This is a genomic window from Solibacillus sp. FSL R5-0449 (assembly GCF_037975215.1).
Taxonomy (GTDB): domain Bacteria; phylum Bacillota; class Bacilli; order Bacillales_A; family Planococcaceae; genus Solibacillus.
In genome coordinates this window covers 3,375,945-3,396,906 of sequence record NZ_CP150239.1, presented here as the reverse complement: position 1 = coordinate 3,396,906, position 20,962 = coordinate 3,375,945, and the positions used below count along the sequence as shown (strand labels likewise).

Below are 20,962 nucleotides of genomic sequence, written 5' to 3'. Positions count from 1 at the left end.
AAATTTAAAAACGTATGGTATTTCAAGCGTTGAAGGAGAGAAAAAGTAAATGGGTAAATATTTCGGAACAGATGGCGTTCGCGGTGTCGCAAATAGTGAACTAACACCAGAGTTGGCATTTAAACTAGGCCGTATTGGCGGCTATGTGCTGACTAAGGATGCTAAAGATCGCCCGAAAGTATTAATTGGACGCGATACACGTATTTCTGGGGAAATGTTGGAAGGTGCACTTGTTGCAGGTCTTCTTTCAATTGGAGCAGAAGTTATGCGTTTAGGTGTAATTAGTACACCAGGTGTTGCGTATCTTACACGTGTCATGAACGCTGAAGCAGGTGTTATGATTTCAGCATCTCATAATCCTGTTGCAGATAATGGCATTAAATTTTTCGGTCCAGACGGCTTTAAATTAACAGACGCACAAGAAGAAGAGATTGAACGTATTCTTGATGCAGAAGAAGATACATTACCACGTCCAGTAGGTGCTGCTGTTGGTTCAGTGACAGACTACTTTGAAGGTGGACAAAAATATATTTCATACTTAAAACAAACAGTTGAAGAAGATTTTGAAGGATTACATGTGGCATTAGACTGTGCGCATGGTGCGACTTCTTCTTTAGCAACTCATTTATTTGCAGATTTAGAGGCAGATATTTCAACGATGGGTGCTTCTCCGGATGGACTGAACATCAATGAAGGTGTCGGTTCAACACATCCTGAAAAGTTAGCAGCATTTGTTGCGGAGCGCGGCGCAGACGTTGGTTTAGCATTTGATGGAGATGGAGACCGCTTAATCGCTGTAGATGAGAACGGTACAATTGTTGACGGTGACCAAATTATGTTCATCATCGGAAAATATCTAAATGCAAAAGGCCGCTTAAATAAAGGCACGATCGTATCTACAGTTATGAGTAACATGGGCTTCTACAAAGCGCTTGAAGACAATGAAATGACAAGTGTTAAAACAGCAGTCGGAGATCGCTATGTTGTAGAAGAAATGCGTGCAAATGACTATAACTTAGGTGGCGAACAATCGGGCCACATCGTATTTTTAGATTACAATACAACAGGAGATGGCTTGCTTACAGGTATCCAGTTAGTGAATATTATGAAAGCAACAGGCAAAAAACTTTCTGAGCTTGCAGGTGAAATGACGATTTACCCGCAAAAGCTAGTGAACGTGCGTGTAACAGATAAACATGCTGTAACACAAAATGAAAAGGTTGCCGCTGTCATCGCAGAAGTAGAAGCGGAAATGGCAGGCAATGGCCGTGTATTAGTTCGCCCTTCAGGTACAGAGCCTCTAGTGCGTGTTATGGTGGAAGCAGCTTCTGAAGAGGCTTGCGAAAACTATGTTGTACGCATTGCAGATGTAGTTCGTACAGAAATGGGTTTAGCTGAATAAATCAAATAGACCGTACCGGAAGTGATGGAGACATTGCTTCCGGTATTTTTTTATGATGGATTATCTAATATTCGGGTTTGAAGTTCAAATATAACTAAAAGAGTTCTAATAAAAAGCTGTTTTTCTAATAAAAGCTTCCTATGTTCTAATATGTACCATAACTTTTCAAATATCCTTATGAGAAGTTCAAATATCAGATGCAACACTTCTAATATCGCCTTCAACTCTTCTAATAAAAAACACATAATCAACGCTAAATGCCTTTTTACCGCTTAAACCCAGTTATAAATTTTACCGTTTCAATGAATACTGAAACTGTTCTAATAAAAGAACGTGACCTATTGAATTATGTTTCATGTTCAAGAATTCGGGGAAACAAAATAAAGTATCCTAATAAGACGAAGGAGTGTTTTACATTGGCTAAAATTGCAACATTAATTACTGACAAATTTGAAGATGTGGAGTTCACAAGTCCGAAACAGGCTCTAGAAGCTGCAGGGCATACAATTGTAACGATTGATAAAGAAGGAAATAAATCGGTTACAGGTAAAAATGGCGAAGCAACAGTTCAGATTGATAAAGGGGTAGCAGAGACAAGCCCTGAGGACTATGATGCGTTATTTATTCCAGGTGGTTTCTCACCGGATTTACTGCGTGATGATGAGCGCGTTGTAGCATTTGCAAAGTATTTTATGGATGAAAAGAAACCTGTCTTTGCAATTTGCCATGGACCACAGCTGCTAATTACAGCGAAGTCATTAGAGGGACGAGATGCAACAGGTTATAAATCAATCAAAGTTGATATGGAATATGCAGGGGTTAAATTCCATGATGAAGAAGTATTCGTTTGTCAAAAACAGCTTGTAACGAGCCGTACGCCGGACGATTTACCTGCATTTAACCGAGAAATTGTAAACTTATTAGAAGAAAAGGGGCTTTAATCGAGCTCTTTGCATACTATAGAAAATAGTGCATATCCCGTTTTGATGTCATGTGGAGTAAGTTTTGTAATCAGTGGGAATGACAACGTTACTGCTGTTACAGAATCTATTTCCCAATCAAAACGGGATGTTTTTTCTTACGTGAGAAATTCGCACATGTTAGGAACAGCCACACTATTTCAAGAAAAAACTTTCTGTGAAGCGCTTTCAGTGATAGCGTAGGATTGACGGTGAAATTGTTTATGTGTATGATGTAAATGCTCAGCAAAAGGAAAATCGTTGAGCTGCGCAAAAGGGGAGAAAATCGCGCATACAAAATCGGAAAACAATAATAGCGCCAGAACTAAGGAAATCGAGCGGACGCAATCCTTAGTTGACGAGGTGGAGGTTTATCGAAATTTCGGCGGATGCCTCCCGATCGCACATGCCCGGTTGTAATTTTCGTTTTAAAACAGAGAAGTGATTCTCTGGACAGAAAAGCGAAACGGCATACAATTAAAAATAATATTCAGCTACATCACCTTTTTAAAAAAAGAGCAGGAATGTTACCGATGCGTGCAAGCTTTGCTAAACGAGAGCAAACATCACCATTGCGTTCACTTTCCTAAAGCGCACTAGGCGAAAAAAGGCAGATTTCGTAGTCTACTTTTGTGTTGCCGAAATGTGCTTCGATGTAGCGATTACATTGGAGGAAAACGGATTATGTGTGGAATTGTAGGATATAACGGCGTATTGGACGCTAAAGAGATTTTATTAAAAGGTTTAGAGAAACTAGAGTACCGTGGCTATGATTCTGCAGGAATCGCTGTACACAATGAAGAAGGCGTAACAGTATTCAAAGAAAAAGGCCGTATTGCAGATTTACGTAAAGCAGTAGATGGCGATGTGGAAGCAGCTGTAGGGATTGGCCATACACGTTGGGCAACTCACGGAGTACCAAACCGCTTAAATGCCCACCCTCATACAAGTGCTTCAGGCCGATATACGCTTGTACACAACGGGGTTATCGAAAACTATCATTTATTACAAAAAGCTTATCTTAAAGGAATTAAGATGAACTCTGATACAGATACAGAAGTGATCGTACAGTTAATCGATTTATTTGCAAAAGAGGGCTTATCTACGTTAGAAGCATTCCGTAAAACATTATCGTTATTACACGGTTCTTACGCATTAGCACTTTTAGATAATGAAGATGTGGAAACGATTTACGTAGCGAAAAACAAATCACCTTTATTAGTAGGTGTAGGTGAAGACTTCAACGTGATCGCTTCAGACGCAATGGCGATGCTGCAAGTAACTGACCAGTTTATCGAATTGCACGATAAGGAAGTTGTAATCGTTCGTAAAGATAAAGTTGAAATCACAACATTAAACGGCCGCGTTGTTGAGCGTGCACCATATACAGCACAATTGGATGCTTCAGATATCGAAAAAGGAACATACCCTCACTATATGTTAAAAGAAATGGATGAGCAGCCTACTGTTATCCGTAAAATCATTCAAGCATATGAACAGGGCGAAGATGTTACAGTTGATAAAGATATTTTAAAAGCATTGGCAGAAGCGGACCGTCTATATATTATTGCGGCAGGTACGAGTTACCATGCCGGCTTGATCGGGAAACAGTATTTCGAGAAAATCGCTGGTATCCCAGTAGAAGTACACATTTCAAGCGAGTTTGGCTATAATATGCCATTACTTTCGAAAAAGCCATTATTTATTTTCATTTCACAATCAGGGGAAACAGCAGATAGCCGTCAAGTATTAGTAAAAATCAAAGAGCTTGGCTACAAAGCGTTAACTGTAACGAACGTACAAGGCTCAACACTTTCTCGTGAAGCGGATTACACATTACTATTGCATGCCGGACCGGAAATTGCTGTAGCATCTACAAAAGCGTATGTGGCGCAAGTAGCTGTTTTAGCAGTAGCTGCCTATGCCGTTGCAAAAGAGTTAGGAATGGAACTGGACTTTGATTTAAAACAGGAGCTGGCAATCGTTGCAAACGGTATCCAGACAATTATCGACTCTAAAGAGGAAATGGAGCAGATTGCCGAAGATTATTTAAAAATCGCGCGCAATGCATTCTTTATCGGTCGTAATATGGACTTCTGTGTATCATTGGAAGGTGCATTAAAACTTAAAGAAATCTCATACATTCAGGCAGAAGGTTTTGCCGGTGGTGAGTTAAAACACGGTACAATTGCATTAATCGAAGAAGGAACACCAGTCTTCGCTTTAGCAACACAAAAAGGTGTGGCACTTAACATTCGCGGTAACGTGAAGGAAGTTGTAGCGCGCGGTGCCAATGCATGTATTATTGCAATGGAAGGCATGGAAGAAGAGGGCGACCGTTTAGTCATCCCTTCAGTACATGAGCTATTAACACCACTTGTATCTGTTGTACCATTACAATTGATCAGCTACTATGCTGCACTTCACCGTCGTTGTGATGTTGATAAACCTCGTAACCTTGCAAAATCAGTTACGGTTGAATAGGATTTAATATAAAAACCGTTCGCTTTGTATTTGAATAAAAAAGTTGTTTAAAAGATAAAAAAGTTGTTTAAAAGATAAAAAAGTCGTATAAAAATTTGAATGATAAACATCTGTTCGCTTATAATAAATATAAGCGAACGGATGTTTTTATTTGTAAGGAGTGAATTATGTGATTGTAGCTTTAGAAAAGTTAGAGTTCTCGAAATTAAACCCACGTTTATTACATTTATCTCAAGAGGAAATAATTCAACTGATTAATCGATATTACGATGGTGAAACGGTTTCTAAATTAATCAAGGACTACAAAATAAAGATTACTGCTTCCCAATTATATTCAATTTTCCCACCAGTAAAATCTGAAGAAAGGTGTGATTATTGTGAGGGACAAGTAGTTTATCCATGGGGATCTAAATCATGGTCAGAAAGATTGAGTGTTAACCAAAAGTATTGTATTAATTGTAACCATAAATCAAGAAGTAATTGTAATTGTGGAAAGTGCCGTGCAAATAGAGCGATTGAAGAAGCCGAAAAATTGAGAATCAAAATTGAAGAAGAGAAACGAAAACGTGCCATTATTGAGGAAACCTTTGTTTCTAAAATGGAAAATATGCATTTTGAAGATAATCTTACATTGGAAGATAGAATTTACCTAGCGGTTATTTTAAGGTCAAGTTTATCAGAAGATATGGAAACTATTCAACCAACCTTACATAACATTCAAAGGATGTCACCATCACATGAATTCAGTAAGGAAATTCTAGATACTTTGATTGAAAGGGACATTCTTATAGTGGATGGATTTACATCAAATTTAGATGCCTTTGAGATTAAAGAAGAAAAAATTAGCTATCAGATGTTTAATGTTAATTATGATCTAAATATCTTAGCAAATGATTTTGAAGACGATTATAAAAAAGTAGGTTTAATAAAAAGGTTAATGTACCCAGATTCGAATTTATTTACTAAAGATTTTTGCTATGAAATGTGGAAACGTGTGGCGCTTGAAGAAAGTAAACAATATTTACTTTATCAAATGAAAAAAGTAGGATATTCATTTAGTCCTGGTGAGAAAACAAGTAAAGTTTTTGAGTATTTAGTTGAGAATTTTTCGGTTGCCCAGGTTTATAATATTATTTATCAAGCAATTGCTTATAGTACAGCTAGATACCAAGCTGGTGAAATAAATAAAATCCATGCACAAAACTCAGTTATTACTTCTTGCGAAAAACGTGGTGAAAGAGCAAGAGCAGAAGGTTGGTCTATAAAAGGCTATGGAAGAATAAAAGATTTGCCAGAATCGATAATTAGTGAAGTTTTATTTACATCAATTATGAAAATCTCATATTTAGGTTTTAGTGAAAAACCTACATCAAACTTCTAATAAAAGAAATGAGGGAATAATATTGCCAAAACGACAAACTGGTTGGACTGAAGCAAAAATCTCTCGGTATATCAAGGAAGGTAGAGGGCAAGGGGAACTTGCCTTTTACAACCCTTGGCTAACAATTCAAGATGTTCCTTCTAGTGGTCGAGTACATCATTTTATTGGTTGGAAAACATCAAGAGAACATCATTTATTATCAGATTTAGAGTTTAACTATCATTGCATTTGTGATTGGGCAGAAAATGTTGTGGATATTCGCGAGCAATTTCCTTTAGATCGAGAAATAACATTACAAATAGCGGACGAACTAGGTATAAATCATCCAACGGACAGGAAGACAAATACTCCTATAGTAATGACTACGGATTGCTTTTTAACTATAAGAGAAGGCAATTTGATTGTCTATAAAGCTCGTACTCTTAAATTTGAAAAAGACCTTAATGATCATAGAAATATCGAAAAATTTGAAATAGAAAGATATTATTGGGCACAACAAGGTATTGACTGGGCGATTGTCACTGAAAAAGAGTTACCTACAATTTTCGTAAATAATTTAAAGTTTTTACGCGATGCGTATTTTATTAATGACGACGAAAATTTAGAGTTGCTAATGGGAGAGTGGCACACTTTTACTGGCTCTATACTTGCAAATTTACAAGCTTTTGATATTAAATTTAATCTTGAAATTGGAACGGGAATTAGCTTATTTAAACATGCCTTAGCGAAAAAATTATTAAAAGTGAATATGCATGAAAAAATAACTTTAAATGAAGATGTTTCTAATGTAATAGTGGCGACTTTAACTGATTCTAAAAAGAGGTGGGCTTAATGAATTTTTATGTTAATGAAATTTTACAAGACTGCCAACAAGAAAAAGTATATAGAATTCTTTGGATTGATTCTGGCAATATCATTATGTACATTTTAGAACTTAATAATCCTAAAGCCTTTCCTGAAAAAAAGTTGGTTTCTGAAATAAGTGATTTGATAGTCGATGATTGGAGAAAGATAATTGATACTTCCTATGATGCGATTGTATCGGATGAATATGAAAAGAAGCATTATGAAGTGCGAGATGCTGCGTGGGAAATTATTGAAGAAATCGTGAAGGAAGAACCAACTATTTATGAAAAGTCTTTTCGTACGAAGCTTATAAAAGAAACACAGGAAAAGCATCAAGTAACCTATCCAACTATGCGTAAATATTTATATAAATATTGGTCAAGAGGTAAGACGATAGATGCTTTGCTTCCGGATTATAAAAACTCTGGTGGAAAAGGAAAAGAGAAAAAGGCAGGAGAAAGTAAGCGTGGTAGACCATCTGTATATGGTGTAAAAGGAATAAATGTTGATGAAGAAACGAAAAGAATTTTTAGACTAGCTATTGATAAGTATTATTTAACTTCAAAACAAAACAGTATAACTGCAACATATAAGTTTATGCTAAAAGAATTTTATGCAGAGAATATTTATTTTGAAAATGGTGTTGAAAAGGTTCTTTTAAAAGATGAAGATGTTCTTCCGACAATTACACAATTTAAATATTGGTATCAAAAAGAATATAATGCACCAGAAGTATTAATCGCAAGAAAAGGTGAAAAACGTTTTAATAAAGATCATCGTGCAGTTTTAAATACATCTCAATCAGAAGTATTTGGCCCAGGTTCTCGTTATCAAATTGACGCAACAATCGCAGATGTTTATTTAGTTTCGGAAGTGAATAGAAATTGGATTATAGGGCGTCCAGTTGTGTATTTAGTAATGGACGTATTTAGCCGAATGGTAGTCGGCATGTATGTCGGTTTAGAAGGGCCTTCATGGGCAGGGGCAATGATGGCAATGACCAATGTTGTTGCTGATAAAAAGAAGTATTGTGCGCAATATGACATTGAAATAAGTGAAGAGGATTGGCCAAGCCACCACTTACCAGAAATTTTGTTAGCAGATAAAGGTGAATTTGAAGGATACAATGTTGAACGACTGGTAAAAGCATTTAACTTACATGTTGAAAATGCTGCTTCCTATCGTGCTGATTGGAAAGGCATAGTAGAGAAGCAATTTGATTTAATTCAAAAGAAAGTAAAGCCTCTACTGCCAGGTTATATTGACGTAGATTTTCAAGAGCGCGGAGCAAAAGATTATAGATTAGACGCAAAACTGACATTGAAGGAATTTACGCAAATTTTAATTAAGCAAGTTTTACAACATAATACAAAGCATTATTTAAAAACGTATGTACGTGACCGAGATTTAGTAGCAGATGATGTACAGCTAATCCCTCTTGAACTTTGGAATTGGGGCATTAAAAATCGTACCGGAAAGCTACGAGCCTTCGCTGAGGATTTAGTGAAGCTTCACTTACTTCCTAGAGGTACGGCTACTGTGAATTATAAAGGGATTCAGTTTAAAGGCATATCTTATAGCTGTGATAAAGCTATTCAAGAAAGCTGGTTTGAAAATGCTCGAATGAAGGGCTCTTGGAAAATTGAAATTGCGTATGACCCTAGAAATATGAGCTATGTTTACGTCTTAAACGATATGGATAGTTCTTTTGAAGCTTGCTATATGCTAGAAGTATCTAAAAGGTATGAAGGTTTAAGCATAGATGAAATAACATATTGGAAACGACAAGAGCGACTGCTAGAAAAAGGACAAAATCATAAACAGCTTCAAAAAGATGTTGATTATATTGCTGATGTGGAAGCGATTATTAAGAAAGCGGAGAAAGCGAAAAAGGAACAGCAAGATCCGACGCTAAGTAAATTGGAACAAGTTAGTGCGATTCGAGATAACCGTAAGGAAGAAAAGGAAAGACAGCACAAAGCGGAAGCAAAGCCAATAATTGAAAAGCAAGTAGCAGATACAGAGGTTATTGAGTTTCCTCAAACAATTGCTGAAACAGACTTTAAAAGACCTAATGTACGAGATTTTTTAAAACGTAGAAAGGGTGATAAAGATGAATGAGCCAAATCTTCAAGGAATTATGCCAGCTATATACAATGAGCAAGAAATTATTGATTTCAAAGGTAATCCTTTAATTGAAGCATTACCACCAATTCTTTCACCCGAAGAAGCGTACGAAAAATTAAGCTACTATCCGCCTTACGATGTACAGGAAGCTAATTTACCAACACATATACGCTATCATGCGATTCCTCGCATTAATAAATTTTTTCAGCCAGTTATGCAGCATTTGGATTTGGAACAACGATTTTCTAGATTGTTACGCCATGGTTATGTTAGTAGGAATCCTAGGCTACCAGATTATAATCGTGCATTAAACGGATCTCAAGATATCCGTTCCACAGCATCTAGTATGACGTTAATGGGATTTTCGGGTATCGGTAAAACAACGGCGATTGAACGGGTATTATCGCTTTATCCGCAAGTGATATTGCATGAACATCCATTAAATTTAATGCAAGTCGTGTGGTTAAAATTAAATTGCCCGCATGACGGATCATTAAAGTCTTTATGCTTAGATTTCTTTTTAAAGATGGACGCGCTACTTGGTACAAATTATTATGAGAAGTTTGGCAATCGAAGAAACTCAATCAGCTCCATGGTTACGCAAATGGGGAAAATTGCTCGCTTACATTGCATTGGTGCAATCATTATTGATGAAATCCAACATTTATTAGCGACACGAGATAATAATTCAGAGAAAATGATGAATTTCTTTGTGACGTTGATTAATGAAATTGGTGTACCTGTAATATTAATTGGAACGATGCGAGCAAAAGCGGTGTTGCAGCAGGATTTTCGACAAGCACGTAGAGGTAGTGGCCAAGGCGATATGGTTTGGCAGCAAATGAAGAAAGATGATGATTGGGATTTACTTATTGAGAGTCTATGGGAATACCAATGGATTCAAAAACGTACAAGCTTAACTGAAGAGCTAAATCAAACCTTTTACGAAGAGAGCCAAGGCATTGTAGATATAGCTGTAAAATTGTTTGCATTAGCACAAGGTAGAGCTATTGAAACAGGTGCGGAGATGATTACTCCGGCAGCAATTAAGCAAGTAGCAAAGGACGATTTAAAGCTAGTACAGCCAATGTTGAAAGCACTAAAGGATGGACGAACATCTGAACTAGAGAAATATGCCGATATTATGCCAATGGATATTGAAGAATATTTAGTTATGCGAGAGTCGAAAATTGATTTAAGAGCAACTATTCAAAAGAAAAAGGAACTGCAAGCTCAAAAGCGTCAAGACAAGCGGCTTACGCATATAGAAACTATTATGAGTTCTTTAATAGCATTAGGAATCGATGTAGAGATAGCGCAAAAAGCTACTACTAAGGCATTGAATGAAACAGATAATAAAGATTTACCGTCACTAATGAAATCAGCAATTAATATAGCGGAACAATTGAGCAAGCCGAAGCAAAAAGTAACTAAAGAACGTACAGGCACATTAGTAAAAATAGTAGAACAAGCAAAGAAAAATAAACAATCGAATTATGAATTATTGAAAGAAGCAGGATATATCAAATCGCCTTTGGATGAATATGCAATGTAGGAGGAAAAGCCATGCTTAGTTATTTTCCTAATCTTTATCCGGACGAATTGTTGTATAGCTGGTTTGCACGCTATCATGATCACTCCGGCAACACAAGCTCAAAGCGAACAATGAAAGAATTGTTCGGAAATATGAGTTCAGTAGCCGTAGTAGATTTCCCTAATAATTTAGAGAGTTTTTATAGAAACATCGCACATTTTAATCCACCTAATATCAATGAATTGGTGAGAAATCATACACTGTATAATTACTACACAGCTTTTCAATCAGATATAATGAAATGTCGTGCAAGAAACCATATTAATAACGGCGGAAAGCCTGGAGCTATTCATATGTTTCTAGGCATCGCTGCTTCCACAATCAAAAATTGGCAATATCTTCGGTTTTGTCCTAGTTGTGTACAGCAAGATAGAGAACAATACGGAGAAGCTTATTGGCACATGAGTCAGCAATTGCCGAAAGTGTTTTATTGCCACTTACATCAAGAATTACTTCACGATTCAACTATTGAATTTCGCAACCCACATAAACATGAATTTGTTTCAGCTGAAAAAGCAACGTTATCATCACCACATTTACTTACTGTATTTTCACCAAAGATTGAGCAACAATTGAAAAAGCTTTCCAATGAAAGTATTAATTTAATCCACTATGTAGAAAACACACAAATACAAGACTTCACACAAATCTATAAATATTTAATGCAAGTAAATGACTATGCTAATCATTTCGGAAAAGTGCATCAGCAATATTTTACGCAGCAGTTCAAACACTACTATGGAGAAGAATTTTTAACATTAATGGATTGCAATTTCGATGAACATTCCGATACGTCATGGCTAAGAAGCATTGTTAGAAAACACCGTAAGGCATTTCATCCAGTGCAGCATCTATTGTTACTACAGTTTTTAAACGTTTCTTTTAAAGATTTAGAAAAGTTTATAGGTAAGAAATATGAGCCGTTTGGACAGGCACCCTATTATTGTTTAAATCCAGCGGCGGATCATTATAAACAACGTATTGTATCAAACGTTACTATAACAACTTGTACGGATACTAGAAAGCCTGTTGGTACGTTTAGCTGTGACTGTGGATTTGTTTATTCAAGGCGCGGACCAGATATGGACAAGTTAGATGCCCTGAAAGTAGGTAGAATAAAGAATTTTGGTCCTGTATGGCAGGCTAAATTAATCCAATTAGCAACAAGAGGATTAAGTCTGTATAGTATTGCGCAAGTTTTAGAATGTGATTATGCAACGGTGAAAAAATATATATCTAACTCAAAAGATAAATCTCTAAATAATAAAGAGCTTCTTATGGATTTACGTATTCAAAAAGAAGCAGAGTGGCTCAAGTTAATAGAAATATATTCTGATTATACCGTTACGCAATTAAGAGAAATCAATTCAGCTTTATATGCTTGGCATTATCGTAATAACCGTAGTTGGTTAACAGAAAATCCTCCTAGAACGACCATGAAAGTGGCAGTTAATAAACGAGTTGATTGGGAGAAGCGAGATTTAGATACTCTTCATTTGGTGAAGAAAGCAATTCAAAAATTGTACGCCATCGAAAAGCCTGTATACGTCAATAAAAGTAGAGTAGCAAAGAAAATCGGGCAATTATCATTGCTTGAAAAGCTATTAGATAAGCTCCCGCAAACAAAAGTTTATCTCAATAAACATATAGAAACACGCGAGCAATTTCAAATTCGTCGTATTAAATGGGCATGTAGAAAGCTTTACATGGAAGATGAAAACAATATAGTAACTTGGAAAGTTAGACGCATAGCAGGATTAAGGAATAAACTAAGCAATGTTGTAGAAATAGCTTTAGAAAATGAAATAAAACTTTATCAGCAAGGGGAAATGCAAAATGAAATTAAGACCATGGACTTTTGGTAAGGATAAAGAAGTAGTTTTGAAATGGGTTGGTAATGTTGAAATTAAAGATAAACAGTGGAGAATTAGGGCTGCTTTTGAAGTAGATAATCAAATTAAAATGCTAGATTTTCCAATTGCTGCATTACCTTTGTTACGGGTAGGTGCATTTTATAAAGATGGTCAGCTTATGGATACTAATACTACGGGTATTGTTTATGACGTAAACATACCTCAGTTGAATCTATATAAAGTTGTAAGCTCTTTAGATGCTTGTAAGGCGTTTGGTTATTACTTGCATAAGATGCCTGAGTTGATGTTTCAAAATGTTTTTGAATATACGGTGGAAGGTAATACATATTTCCTTCCACAATTTGAATTTATTCGCGCGGTATTTGCAATTAATAAAACTATTACAAACTCAATGATACAACCTAATGGATTAGAGCTTTTGGTTAAAAAATCATATATAAATAATTACAAAGCTTATTTAGAACTTGCATATGAGATTCCTAATGCGGTTGTAAAAGATGACAATTTTTTACGGTATTTTGTCTGGTTATACTTTAGTCCCGAGATTAAAACTTCCTTTGAATCTATTTATACATTAATCAAAACTAAGGAAAAAAATGGAAGGTATATGAGATTAGAAGTGCAGCTCCCTAGTAGCAGTAACACTCAAATTCGTTTCCGAGGATTACAAAATGGTAACAAGTTTTTGATTTTACAGTGGTTAGGTTCTGATTTAGAAGGAACGTACTTTAATGATATAGAAATTATACATAAGGCATTTAAGAAAAGAATTTATGCACCAGCTGATCGAAAATATCGAAATTCACAATCAAAAGATGGATTTGAAAGTATTTTAAATGATGATTCAAATGAACGTTCAAGGCAAGATACTAATCAGCCAGTAGAAAATATATTAGGTACACAATTTGATTTTGGTAATCCTGCGACTATACATAAGGTATTTGGCGATACTCAACATGTAAATCAAGGTGATATTTATATTTCAAATAAAGGTCAAGGTGGTGGTATTCAAAAGGAGCAACACCAAATAGTAGGTTTGGATGATTCAGTCTTAGGAGGGACGATTCAACCGATTGAATTTAATTCGGTGGAAGTAACTAGAAATACTAGAGGGCAAGGTCTAGAGAAGTTTATAAAGATGATTCAATTGTTGTCTACATATACTCATAAATATCAAGTTGCTTTGAATTTTATTAATTTACCGTTAGGAAGGAAATTTTCGTTATTACCGGATGGAACAAGAAGAATTTGTTGTTTAGTACATGTAAAGTGCAAACTGAGTAATAAGGAATATTACATACTTGAAATAGCGACTCCCGATAAAAGGAACCTGTCAACATTAATACTTACATCTATGGATAAATCTAATATTGAATTAAGCATATTAACAATTATTAAAAGTCTTGTATTCAATAGCGGGAATTGGAAGACAGAAGAACTTTTCAAATATGATTTTAAAAGATTAAAACATATCGACCAAAATTATTTTGAGTGGAAAATACGTTTAGAAAAGGCATTTCAATAAATTACTTTGAATAGTGGTGAATTATATGGCTTTAAATGCAGCTCATAGAGGATATATTTATCAAGATTTGGTAACAGCTTGTTATTTTGCACAATCAATAACGCATAACTATGAAAGTATTATGGTAGACAAAAAATTATTTAAAGGGGATTCTCTTGATGATTTAACGATTTTTATAAGGGGGAAAACGATTAGAAGACAATTTAAGTATAGTCAAAATCGAATATTAGAACTTAAAGATATAAAAGATGAAAAAGGCACAATCAGTATAGTAGAAATTATTAAGAGTCATTTAGAATTTAAAAAAGACGGTGAGAAAGAATACAGGTTATGTTTAGCATGGGATGATCCAGTAGAAGATGAAATATTATCAGTTCTAAAGAAAATTGAATGTGAACCAAGTTTAGAAGTATTGACTACTAACTGCTACAAACTACAAATAGATAAGTTGTGGCCAGAGGGCAGTGAGCCTATTTGGGATGAAATAGCGAAGTTAAATATAGACAGACGAGATATTCAAGAGCTATTTGATTTTCTTATTATTGAATTGAATTGGCCAAAGGCATCTTTGGATTTAACATCTCCGGGTATATTAGAAAGATATCTTATTAATATATTAGAAGATAATATTGGGATTGGTAAGTACCCCAATGAAGATAGAAACGCAATAGATGTGGCAGCAACGCTTATTAGGTTAGCCAATATTTGTAGAGCAGAAAGTAGAACTATTACTCCCAAAGAAATTGTTAGCCAGTTAGGTATAAGAACGGATTTTGGAAAAGTATCTCAGAAAAATATTGTAGATTTAAAAAGATACGTAAACAGAGAAAGCATTCTCGATGACTTTAAGTTATCTATAGATAAAGCATTTACAGTTTTAATTGGAACACCAGGTTCAGGGAAATCATGGTTATTATCGATGTTGTACGAAAATCTAAAAACGGATTACTTAGTTGCTAGACATTATTGCTATTTAGAACCGGGGGATCAAGATGTACAAAGACGTATTACAACTAATGTCATGTTCGGAAATCTAATAGCAGATTTGATGAATTCAGAAGATGGAAAGAGATATTCAAAGAAAACATTATTTAGTGCTGATGAGGACGAATTAAATAATATTTTAGAACAAGCATCAGTCGATAATGAAAAAGTCTATATTATCGTAGATGGATTAGATCATATTTCTAGAGTATTCAATACTACAACAGATTTATCAAGAGATGAAATAGATATAGTTGATAAATTAATGATGTTAAAGATCCCTGATAACGTTCATATTATACTAGGAACACAACCTGGTAAGCATCTAGAACCTTTATCGAGGTTAGATAATACTCGTTATTATGAAATGTCTAATTGGGGAAATGAAGAGATAAAACAATTATTTAATAATTATCAATTACACGATAAGGTTACATCGTTAGTAGGTTCCGATATTGATTTTTATGAAGAGATTAAGAAAAAAACTGAAGGAAATCCATTATACGTTACTTTTTTGATAAAGCGTTTATTAATAGATGTTGATAAAAAAGTAATTAATATGGAAGAATTTATAAGTAATATACCTTTAATAGATGGGGATATTAGGAATTATTACGAATATTTACTTCAATCAACAACAGACTCTGGGGCTAATTTGGTTGGAGAAATTTTATCTTCAGTAGATTTTGGTTTAACTGAATTAGAAATAAAAGAGATTTTAGGACCATATGGTAGATTGGTATCTCCAGCATTAGAATTATTATCTCCTATACTCGTTAATGTATCTGCACAAGGTGGAATTCGAATTTATCATGAAAGTTTTAGAAGGTTTATTATAGAAAGATTAGAGCATGATGGTGGATCAATTAAAAGTTTAGTTCAACCCATTATAGATTGGTTAAGAACTAAAGATTTCTTTTTAGATTCTAAAGCCTATGAGTTTTTATTAAGTATGCTTAGAAAAGGCGAATTACTAGATGAAATTAAAAGTATAGTAAATAACGAATTTATAATTAATAGTATATCTTATTGTCATCCTAGAAAAGCTATAGAAAGAAATTTAATACTAGCATCTAACGCTGCAAAAGAATTGAATGATTTTGGATTGCAGATTAGGATAAATGAATTAAAAAAATCTTTATACGTAGCATATGAAGAAAAATTAATGGACATTCGTTTATATGCAAAAACATTTGGATTGCTTTATGGATTTGATTTATTAGCGCAGAGATTGATACTTGATGGTCGTATTACTTTAGATATTAATTCCGGACTTATCCTATGCGATTTAATTGATAAGCAAGGAGAAGTAGCTCCATGGGCAGAATACTGTGAAGCTTATAGGGAGCTTGATAAGCAAGAGAATCTAGAGGCAGCTTTAGCATATTTTAGAGGGGTTTTAAAGCTAGAATCTTGGAATGAAAAAAGACCAATATTAATTGATTGGTTTAAAAATTTGAATGAAGAATTTAATGGTTCGTATGTTAAGGGAATTATAGGTATATTATTAGATTTAGACTTAGCGGATTTTATTAGTGAATTAGTTAATATGGAATTGAATGAGGAATTAAAAAATACACTTAGATTTGAGTTGGTAAAATATTTTATTTCAGTAGATAGAGTTAAGGCAAAAGAAATGCTTCTAAGTTTACCTTCCGAATGGAATAGAGAAAAACTAACAGATTTATTCTTACAGTTTGGAGACATCTCTATTCTAGAAGGTGTAAAGGTAGAAAACCCATCAGAAATAGATTTATTTTTGAATGGTCATATTTCAAGAGCCGAAAATATATATAAGTGGATATTAGCTATTAGGATACATGCAGCCCAAAAAAATAATGAAATAATAGATTCAGAGTTAGATAGGGTTTCAGGTCGTGGTTGGTATAGAAAGTGGCTTGTTTTTAATATAAAAATGGCACAAATTGAATTTTATGATTTTAAATCCGACTTAGAAAGAGAAAATGAAGTTTTAAAATCCTTTAAATCGCTATTAAATATTATCGGTCCATTTGAAGGAAAACCCCGTGCTTGTGATTTGTATAGTATAGAGCCTTATATTTATGATTCATTTAGTAAAAGTGTTAAATATGTATGTAGTGTAAGTAGATGGGAAGAATTATTACTTATTTTAGAGAGTATTTCTAAGAAAACGACTACATATTTAATGGGGAGTGCTGGTGGTCCACTAATTTCCTCCAAATTGATTGAATTACTTTATTCATTGACTAATGTAGATGTTGCAAAGCCAGCAATTGTTGATGCTATAGAGAGACTTACTCATAAAGCAAGTAGAAGTGGCGAATATTTTGAAATTCAAGCAGAACACGAAATGTATTATTCAATTATTATGAATGAAGTGGGGAACAAAGAAGCTGCATTTTCTAGTTGGAACAGGGTTTGTAGATACTTATCTTCTTATGGCTTCCATAAAGATATTACTATTTATGAGTTGCTTTATAGTACGGAATATTTTATTGGAATTGATGATGAATGGATAAAACACGGGTTATTTAAGTTGTTACCATTATTAAATAATATTTTAAATCATACGGATCAAAAAGAAGTAAGGTATGTTCACAATGATTGGTTTAAATATTTATTACGTTTGGATTTTAATCTGGCCACTAGAATATTGTCTCAATCTTTAAAATCTAACTGGGGAAAAATTAATTGGAAACTAGAAGAAGCACTAGAAGAAGTAATGATTAAGAGTTATGGTGTAATCCCTGCAGATGCTTATATCATTTCAGTTTTTTCAACTAGTGTTCCTTTAAGTCACGAATTAGTGAAAAATTTGATTGAAGCTATTAAGTTAATTAAAGAGACAAATATAGAAAAAGCTAATAGTCTTTATAGTCTTGTAAAAGCTAGAATTTATGAAAATAACTTTGAAGATAAAACTTTAAACTTATTGAATGAATTTGAGGGTAAAGGGTCCTTTGTCGATACAAGAGAGGTTAAAGGTGAAGAGGATTTAATTAAAAAGGGAACTAATGAGATGGTAGAGTACTACCTTTCCGAGGCCTCTTTCATGGAATTAATTTTATATATTAAAAGATTAAATTATGATGAACTATGTACCGAAAAATTTATTAATTCATTAGGTTATAAAATGGTTGATTATTCAAATCATGGAAAACACGAAGAGATTAATAAAGTTATCGAGCTATTAGCCAAAAAACTTAGACTCTATAATAAAGAGTTATGTTATATATTTAATAATTTAATAGAAGGTTTAGAAAGGCATAACATAACTGAGCCTGCAGTATATTTATCAATTCTACAATTTACAAGAGTATATGAAAACGGATGGAGTTATTTTGGTGGGAAAGAAATAATTCCAAAAATAGAAAGTTACTATAGTGAATATCCTGAATATGTTGAGAGTATTCTTCAAAATGAACTTGTACTCAATACATATAGTGAGATACCTTCTTTTGGGGTAACGTCCAATCTTATAAATTTATTTGTGAAATTAAATATTGATTTAGCTAAAGAACTTTGGGCTGAAGCGTTTGAGGTAATTGCATTACGTTTAAAAACTGAGCGAAAATTCTCTGGACCGTTTATAGATTGTGAAGATATAGGGGTCAGAACGAATAGTTTAGAAAGTATTATTGAACTAGTATTATCCAGATTCACACATCCAGAATTAAAAAGAAGAACATGGGCCTTATGGGGAATGCAATATAATTACTTTAACTATGAAGATGAATTTTTAAATGCTTTAAACGAGTTTGTGAAAACAGATATATATGAATCAACATTTGAGGTAATTTTATGTCTCTTGTTAGAGAAGGAAATTCCTGAGAAAATTTTGAGTAGTGAATGGATCCAATTTTTATTAACATCGGATTATTTCAGTATAAAACAGTTAGCTCATTTTGCTCTCGGAATTAATCCTGAAAATGAAGATAATAAATTAGCTAATGAGTTATTGGTTGAAACTTATTATGATAAGAGCATCTTGTCTTTAGACAGAAATCAAGCAGCTATAAATATAGAAAAATATTTACCAAACTTAGTGGAGAAAACTTGTAATACTTTTAAGAGTATATTTGATAGTAATGAAGCTTATTTAGAAGAGATGCGAAGTATGTATAATGCTTTTAGAAGTACAAGAGAGCGTATATTACCCAAAGTACATTATTGGGGGATAGAAAACGAAATTTATAAACAAGTTTTAAATAGAGAAGTATCGAATTTTGGTAATGTACACCCATTAGTATTGACGTATATGATTAGTGATTTAAAGATTCCAATTTCAATGAATTATAGCAAAGTTCGCTATCCAGAAAATACGAATAAAGTATTAGAAAAATATTCTCCTCAAAAGTCAAATCTAGATGGATTTGAAGGCTGGATTAAGATTGCTAGTATTCAAAATGAAGTGATTTTAGAAGAAGGCTACTCTGCAAACATGATAAGTCAAAATAAGTTTTATAGTGGTCTTGTAAGTACTGATTTTGCTGAAATTAGTTATATTAAATCCCCATTTAAGAAAGAAGAAGATTTAGATTGGTGGTATATTGATGAGTCATCTGATATCAATTCTTCAGGACAATCGTTACTTCATTTAGTTAGATACAAAAAGATTTATAATGATTTTGGAGAATACCACTTATTGAAATTAGATGATTCAATAATAAAAGAATTAAATTTAACGGCGGCAGATTTTCCAAGTAAATTAGATTTGCTAGATCATAATAATGAAGTTGCGGTAGCTTATAGAAGTTGGGATTATGACTTAATTGGAACAGATCTAAGTGAAGAAACATTTAGATTATCAGGTTGTGAATTGGTAATGAGACCGGATATATTTGATAAATTATATAAAAAACTTAAAGGAGAAGTCTATCAGGTAGTAAGGGTATATGACTCTCATTAAAAGTAAGTGTATTAATTAGTTACTTAATACACAACGCCATTTGTTATCTGAGGAGAACTAAAGTAAAAAATTAAAAGGCTTTAGATATTATAAAAAAGTAAAAGCAAATAAGTTAATAATTAAACAAAAAATAAACAACTTTATTATTTGTTTTAAGCTTAAACCAAAGGAATAAAATGATTTTTTAAACAACTTTAATACCACCTTTCATATTCACAGATAGGTGGTTAGTGCATTTATAAGATTAAAATTAAACAACTTTATTATCAGTACACACGCTTTGGTGGAGATACAAGAAGTTATGATCAAATGTTAGAGGCGGGTATATATAACGTTGTCATATTTAATTCATAGTTAAACATGACATAAAAGGTCCTCCCTTTGTGTCAGTTGTTTATTTACTAAGGGGGCATTTTGTGTGGATTTATTGTATGTTGTTTGGATAACTTTAATTATTATTGGAGTTGTATTAGGTTTAATTCTAATATTTAAGGAAAAACTTACAGGAGATACTACTCCGAAAAAAAAGCGAGAATTATTAGGGAATTTATTTTTTACCTTAGTAATGTTAGTGATTTCTATTCTAACTTTAACAAACAATGAATATTCAGCTATCGCGCCACTATTTGTTGTTCTATTTATTTTAGGAATATTCTTGTCTATAAGAGCCAAAAGAGCGTAAAACTAAAACTCTACAATAATCTAAAACATCCATTTTGAACAAAGATTCAAAATGGATGTTTTAATTTATCTTATATTGTGGGTCTACTAGGTATTCGAATCTAACCTTTTCGAAAGTTGATTATTATCTTGTAGAATTCCTAACTAGGTTAACTTTTTTTACTACTGAACGATAACACAATGGTAGTCGTGTTTTTCGATAAGTAGCGTTTGT

Annotated in this window: 11 protein-coding genes; all 11 read left to right on the top strand. The window is 33.6% G+C overall.

Going from position 1 to position 20,962, the window contains the following annotated elements; all coding sequences use genetic code 11:
• The first annotated feature begins 49 nt into the window (after positions 1–49).
• Positions 50–1,402: a phosphoglucosamine mutase gene (gene glmM / locus MKY27_RS16980; RefSeq protein WP_339196529.1), complete on the top strand. Its 1,353-nt coding sequence runs from the start codon at positions 50–52 to the stop codon at positions 1,400–1,402.
• A 416-nt stretch (positions 1,403–1,818) separates the two neighbouring features.
• On the top strand, positions 1,819–2,343 hold the full coding sequence (locus MKY27_RS16975) for a type 1 glutamine amidotransferase domain-containing protein (protein ID WP_339174314.1): 525 nt from the start codon (positions 1,819–1,821) through the stop codon (positions 2,341–2,343).
• Between the two features lie 702 nt (positions 2,344–3,045).
• The gene (gene glmS, locus MKY27_RS16970; RefSeq protein WP_339174312.1) at positions 3,046–4,845 is read left to right on the top strand and encodes a glutamine--fructose-6-phosphate transaminase (isomerizing); all 1,800 of its coding nucleotides are present in this window, start codon (positions 3,046–3,048) and stop codon (positions 4,843–4,845) included.
• A 169-nt stretch (positions 4,846–5,014) separates the two neighbouring features.
• Positions 5,015–6,226, top strand: a complete 1,212-nt coding sequence (locus tag MKY27_RS16965; RefSeq protein WP_339196527.1) for a hypothetical protein — start codon at positions 5,015–5,017, stop codon at positions 6,224–6,226.
• A 22-nt stretch (positions 6,227–6,248) separates the two neighbouring features.
• Positions 6,249–7,058, top strand: a complete 810-nt coding sequence (locus MKY27_RS16960; protein WP_339196525.1) for a TnsA endonuclease N-terminal domain-containing protein — start codon at positions 6,249–6,251, stop codon at positions 7,056–7,058.
• Positions 7,058–9,193 carry a Mu transposase C-terminal domain-containing protein gene (locus MKY27_RS16955; protein WP_339196523.1) on the top strand — a complete coding sequence of 712 codons (2,136 nt, stop codon included), beginning with the start codon at positions 7,058–7,060 and terminating at the stop codon, positions 9,191–9,193. The genes MKY27_RS16960 and MKY27_RS16955 overlap by 1 nt, the downstream gene beginning before the upstream one ends.
• On the top strand, positions 9,186–10,754 hold the full coding sequence (locus MKY27_RS16950; protein ID WP_339196520.1) for an ATP-binding protein: 1,569 nt from the start codon (positions 9,186–9,188) through the stop codon (positions 10,752–10,754). The genes MKY27_RS16955 and MKY27_RS16950 overlap by 8 nt, the downstream gene beginning before the upstream one ends.
• Positions 10,755–10,765: 11 nt before the next feature.
• The gene (locus tag MKY27_RS16945; protein WP_339196517.1) at positions 10,766–12,658 is read left to right on the top strand and encodes a TnsD family transposase; all 1,893 of its coding nucleotides are present in this window, start codon (positions 10,766–10,768) and stop codon (positions 12,656–12,658) included.
• Entirely contained in the window at positions 12,630–14,192 is a 1,563-nt protein-coding gene (locus tag MKY27_RS16940) for a Tn7-like element transposition protein TnsE (RefSeq protein WP_339196515.1), read from the top strand. The genes MKY27_RS16945 and MKY27_RS16940 overlap by 29 nt, the downstream gene beginning before the upstream one ends.
• 25 nt (positions 14,193–14,217) lie before the next feature.
• Positions 14,218–20,067 (top strand): hypothetical protein, encoded by a 5,850-nt coding sequence (locus MKY27_RS16935; RefSeq protein ID WP_339196512.1) that lies wholly within the window; start codon positions 14,218–14,220, stop codon positions 20,065–20,067.
• Positions 20,068–20,485: 418 nt separating this feature from the next.
• On the top strand, positions 20,486–20,749 hold the full coding sequence (locus MKY27_RS16930) for a hypothetical protein (RefSeq protein WP_339196509.1): 264 nt from the start codon (positions 20,486–20,488) through the stop codon (positions 20,747–20,749).
• Positions 20,750–20,962 lie beyond the last annotated feature (213 nt).

Coding starts and splice junctions, on each gene's coding strand:
- glmS (WP_339174312.1), top strand. CDS start 3,046: ATGTGTGGAATTGTAGGATATAACGGCGTATTGGACGCTAAAGAGATT.
- glmM (WP_339196529.1), top strand. CDS start 50: ATGGGTAAATATTTCGGAACAGATGGCGTTCGCGGTGTCGCAAATAGT.
- MKY27_RS16950 (WP_339196520.1), top strand. CDS start 9,186: ATGAATGAGCCAAATCTTCAAGGAATTATGCCAGCTATATACAATGAG.
- MKY27_RS16955 (WP_339196523.1), top strand. CDS start 7,058: ATGAATTTTTATGTTAATGAAATTTTACAAGACTGCCAACAAGAAAAA.
- MKY27_RS16945 (WP_339196517.1), top strand. CDS start 10,766: ATGCTTAGTTATTTTCCTAATCTTTATCCGGACGAATTGTTGTATAGC.
- MKY27_RS16935 (WP_339196512.1), top strand. CDS start 14,218: ATGGCTTTAAATGCAGCTCATAGAGGATATATTTATCAAGATTTGGTA.
- MKY27_RS16940 (WP_339196515.1), top strand. CDS start 12,630: ATGAAATTAAGACCATGGACTTTTGGTAAGGATAAAGAAGTAGTTTTG.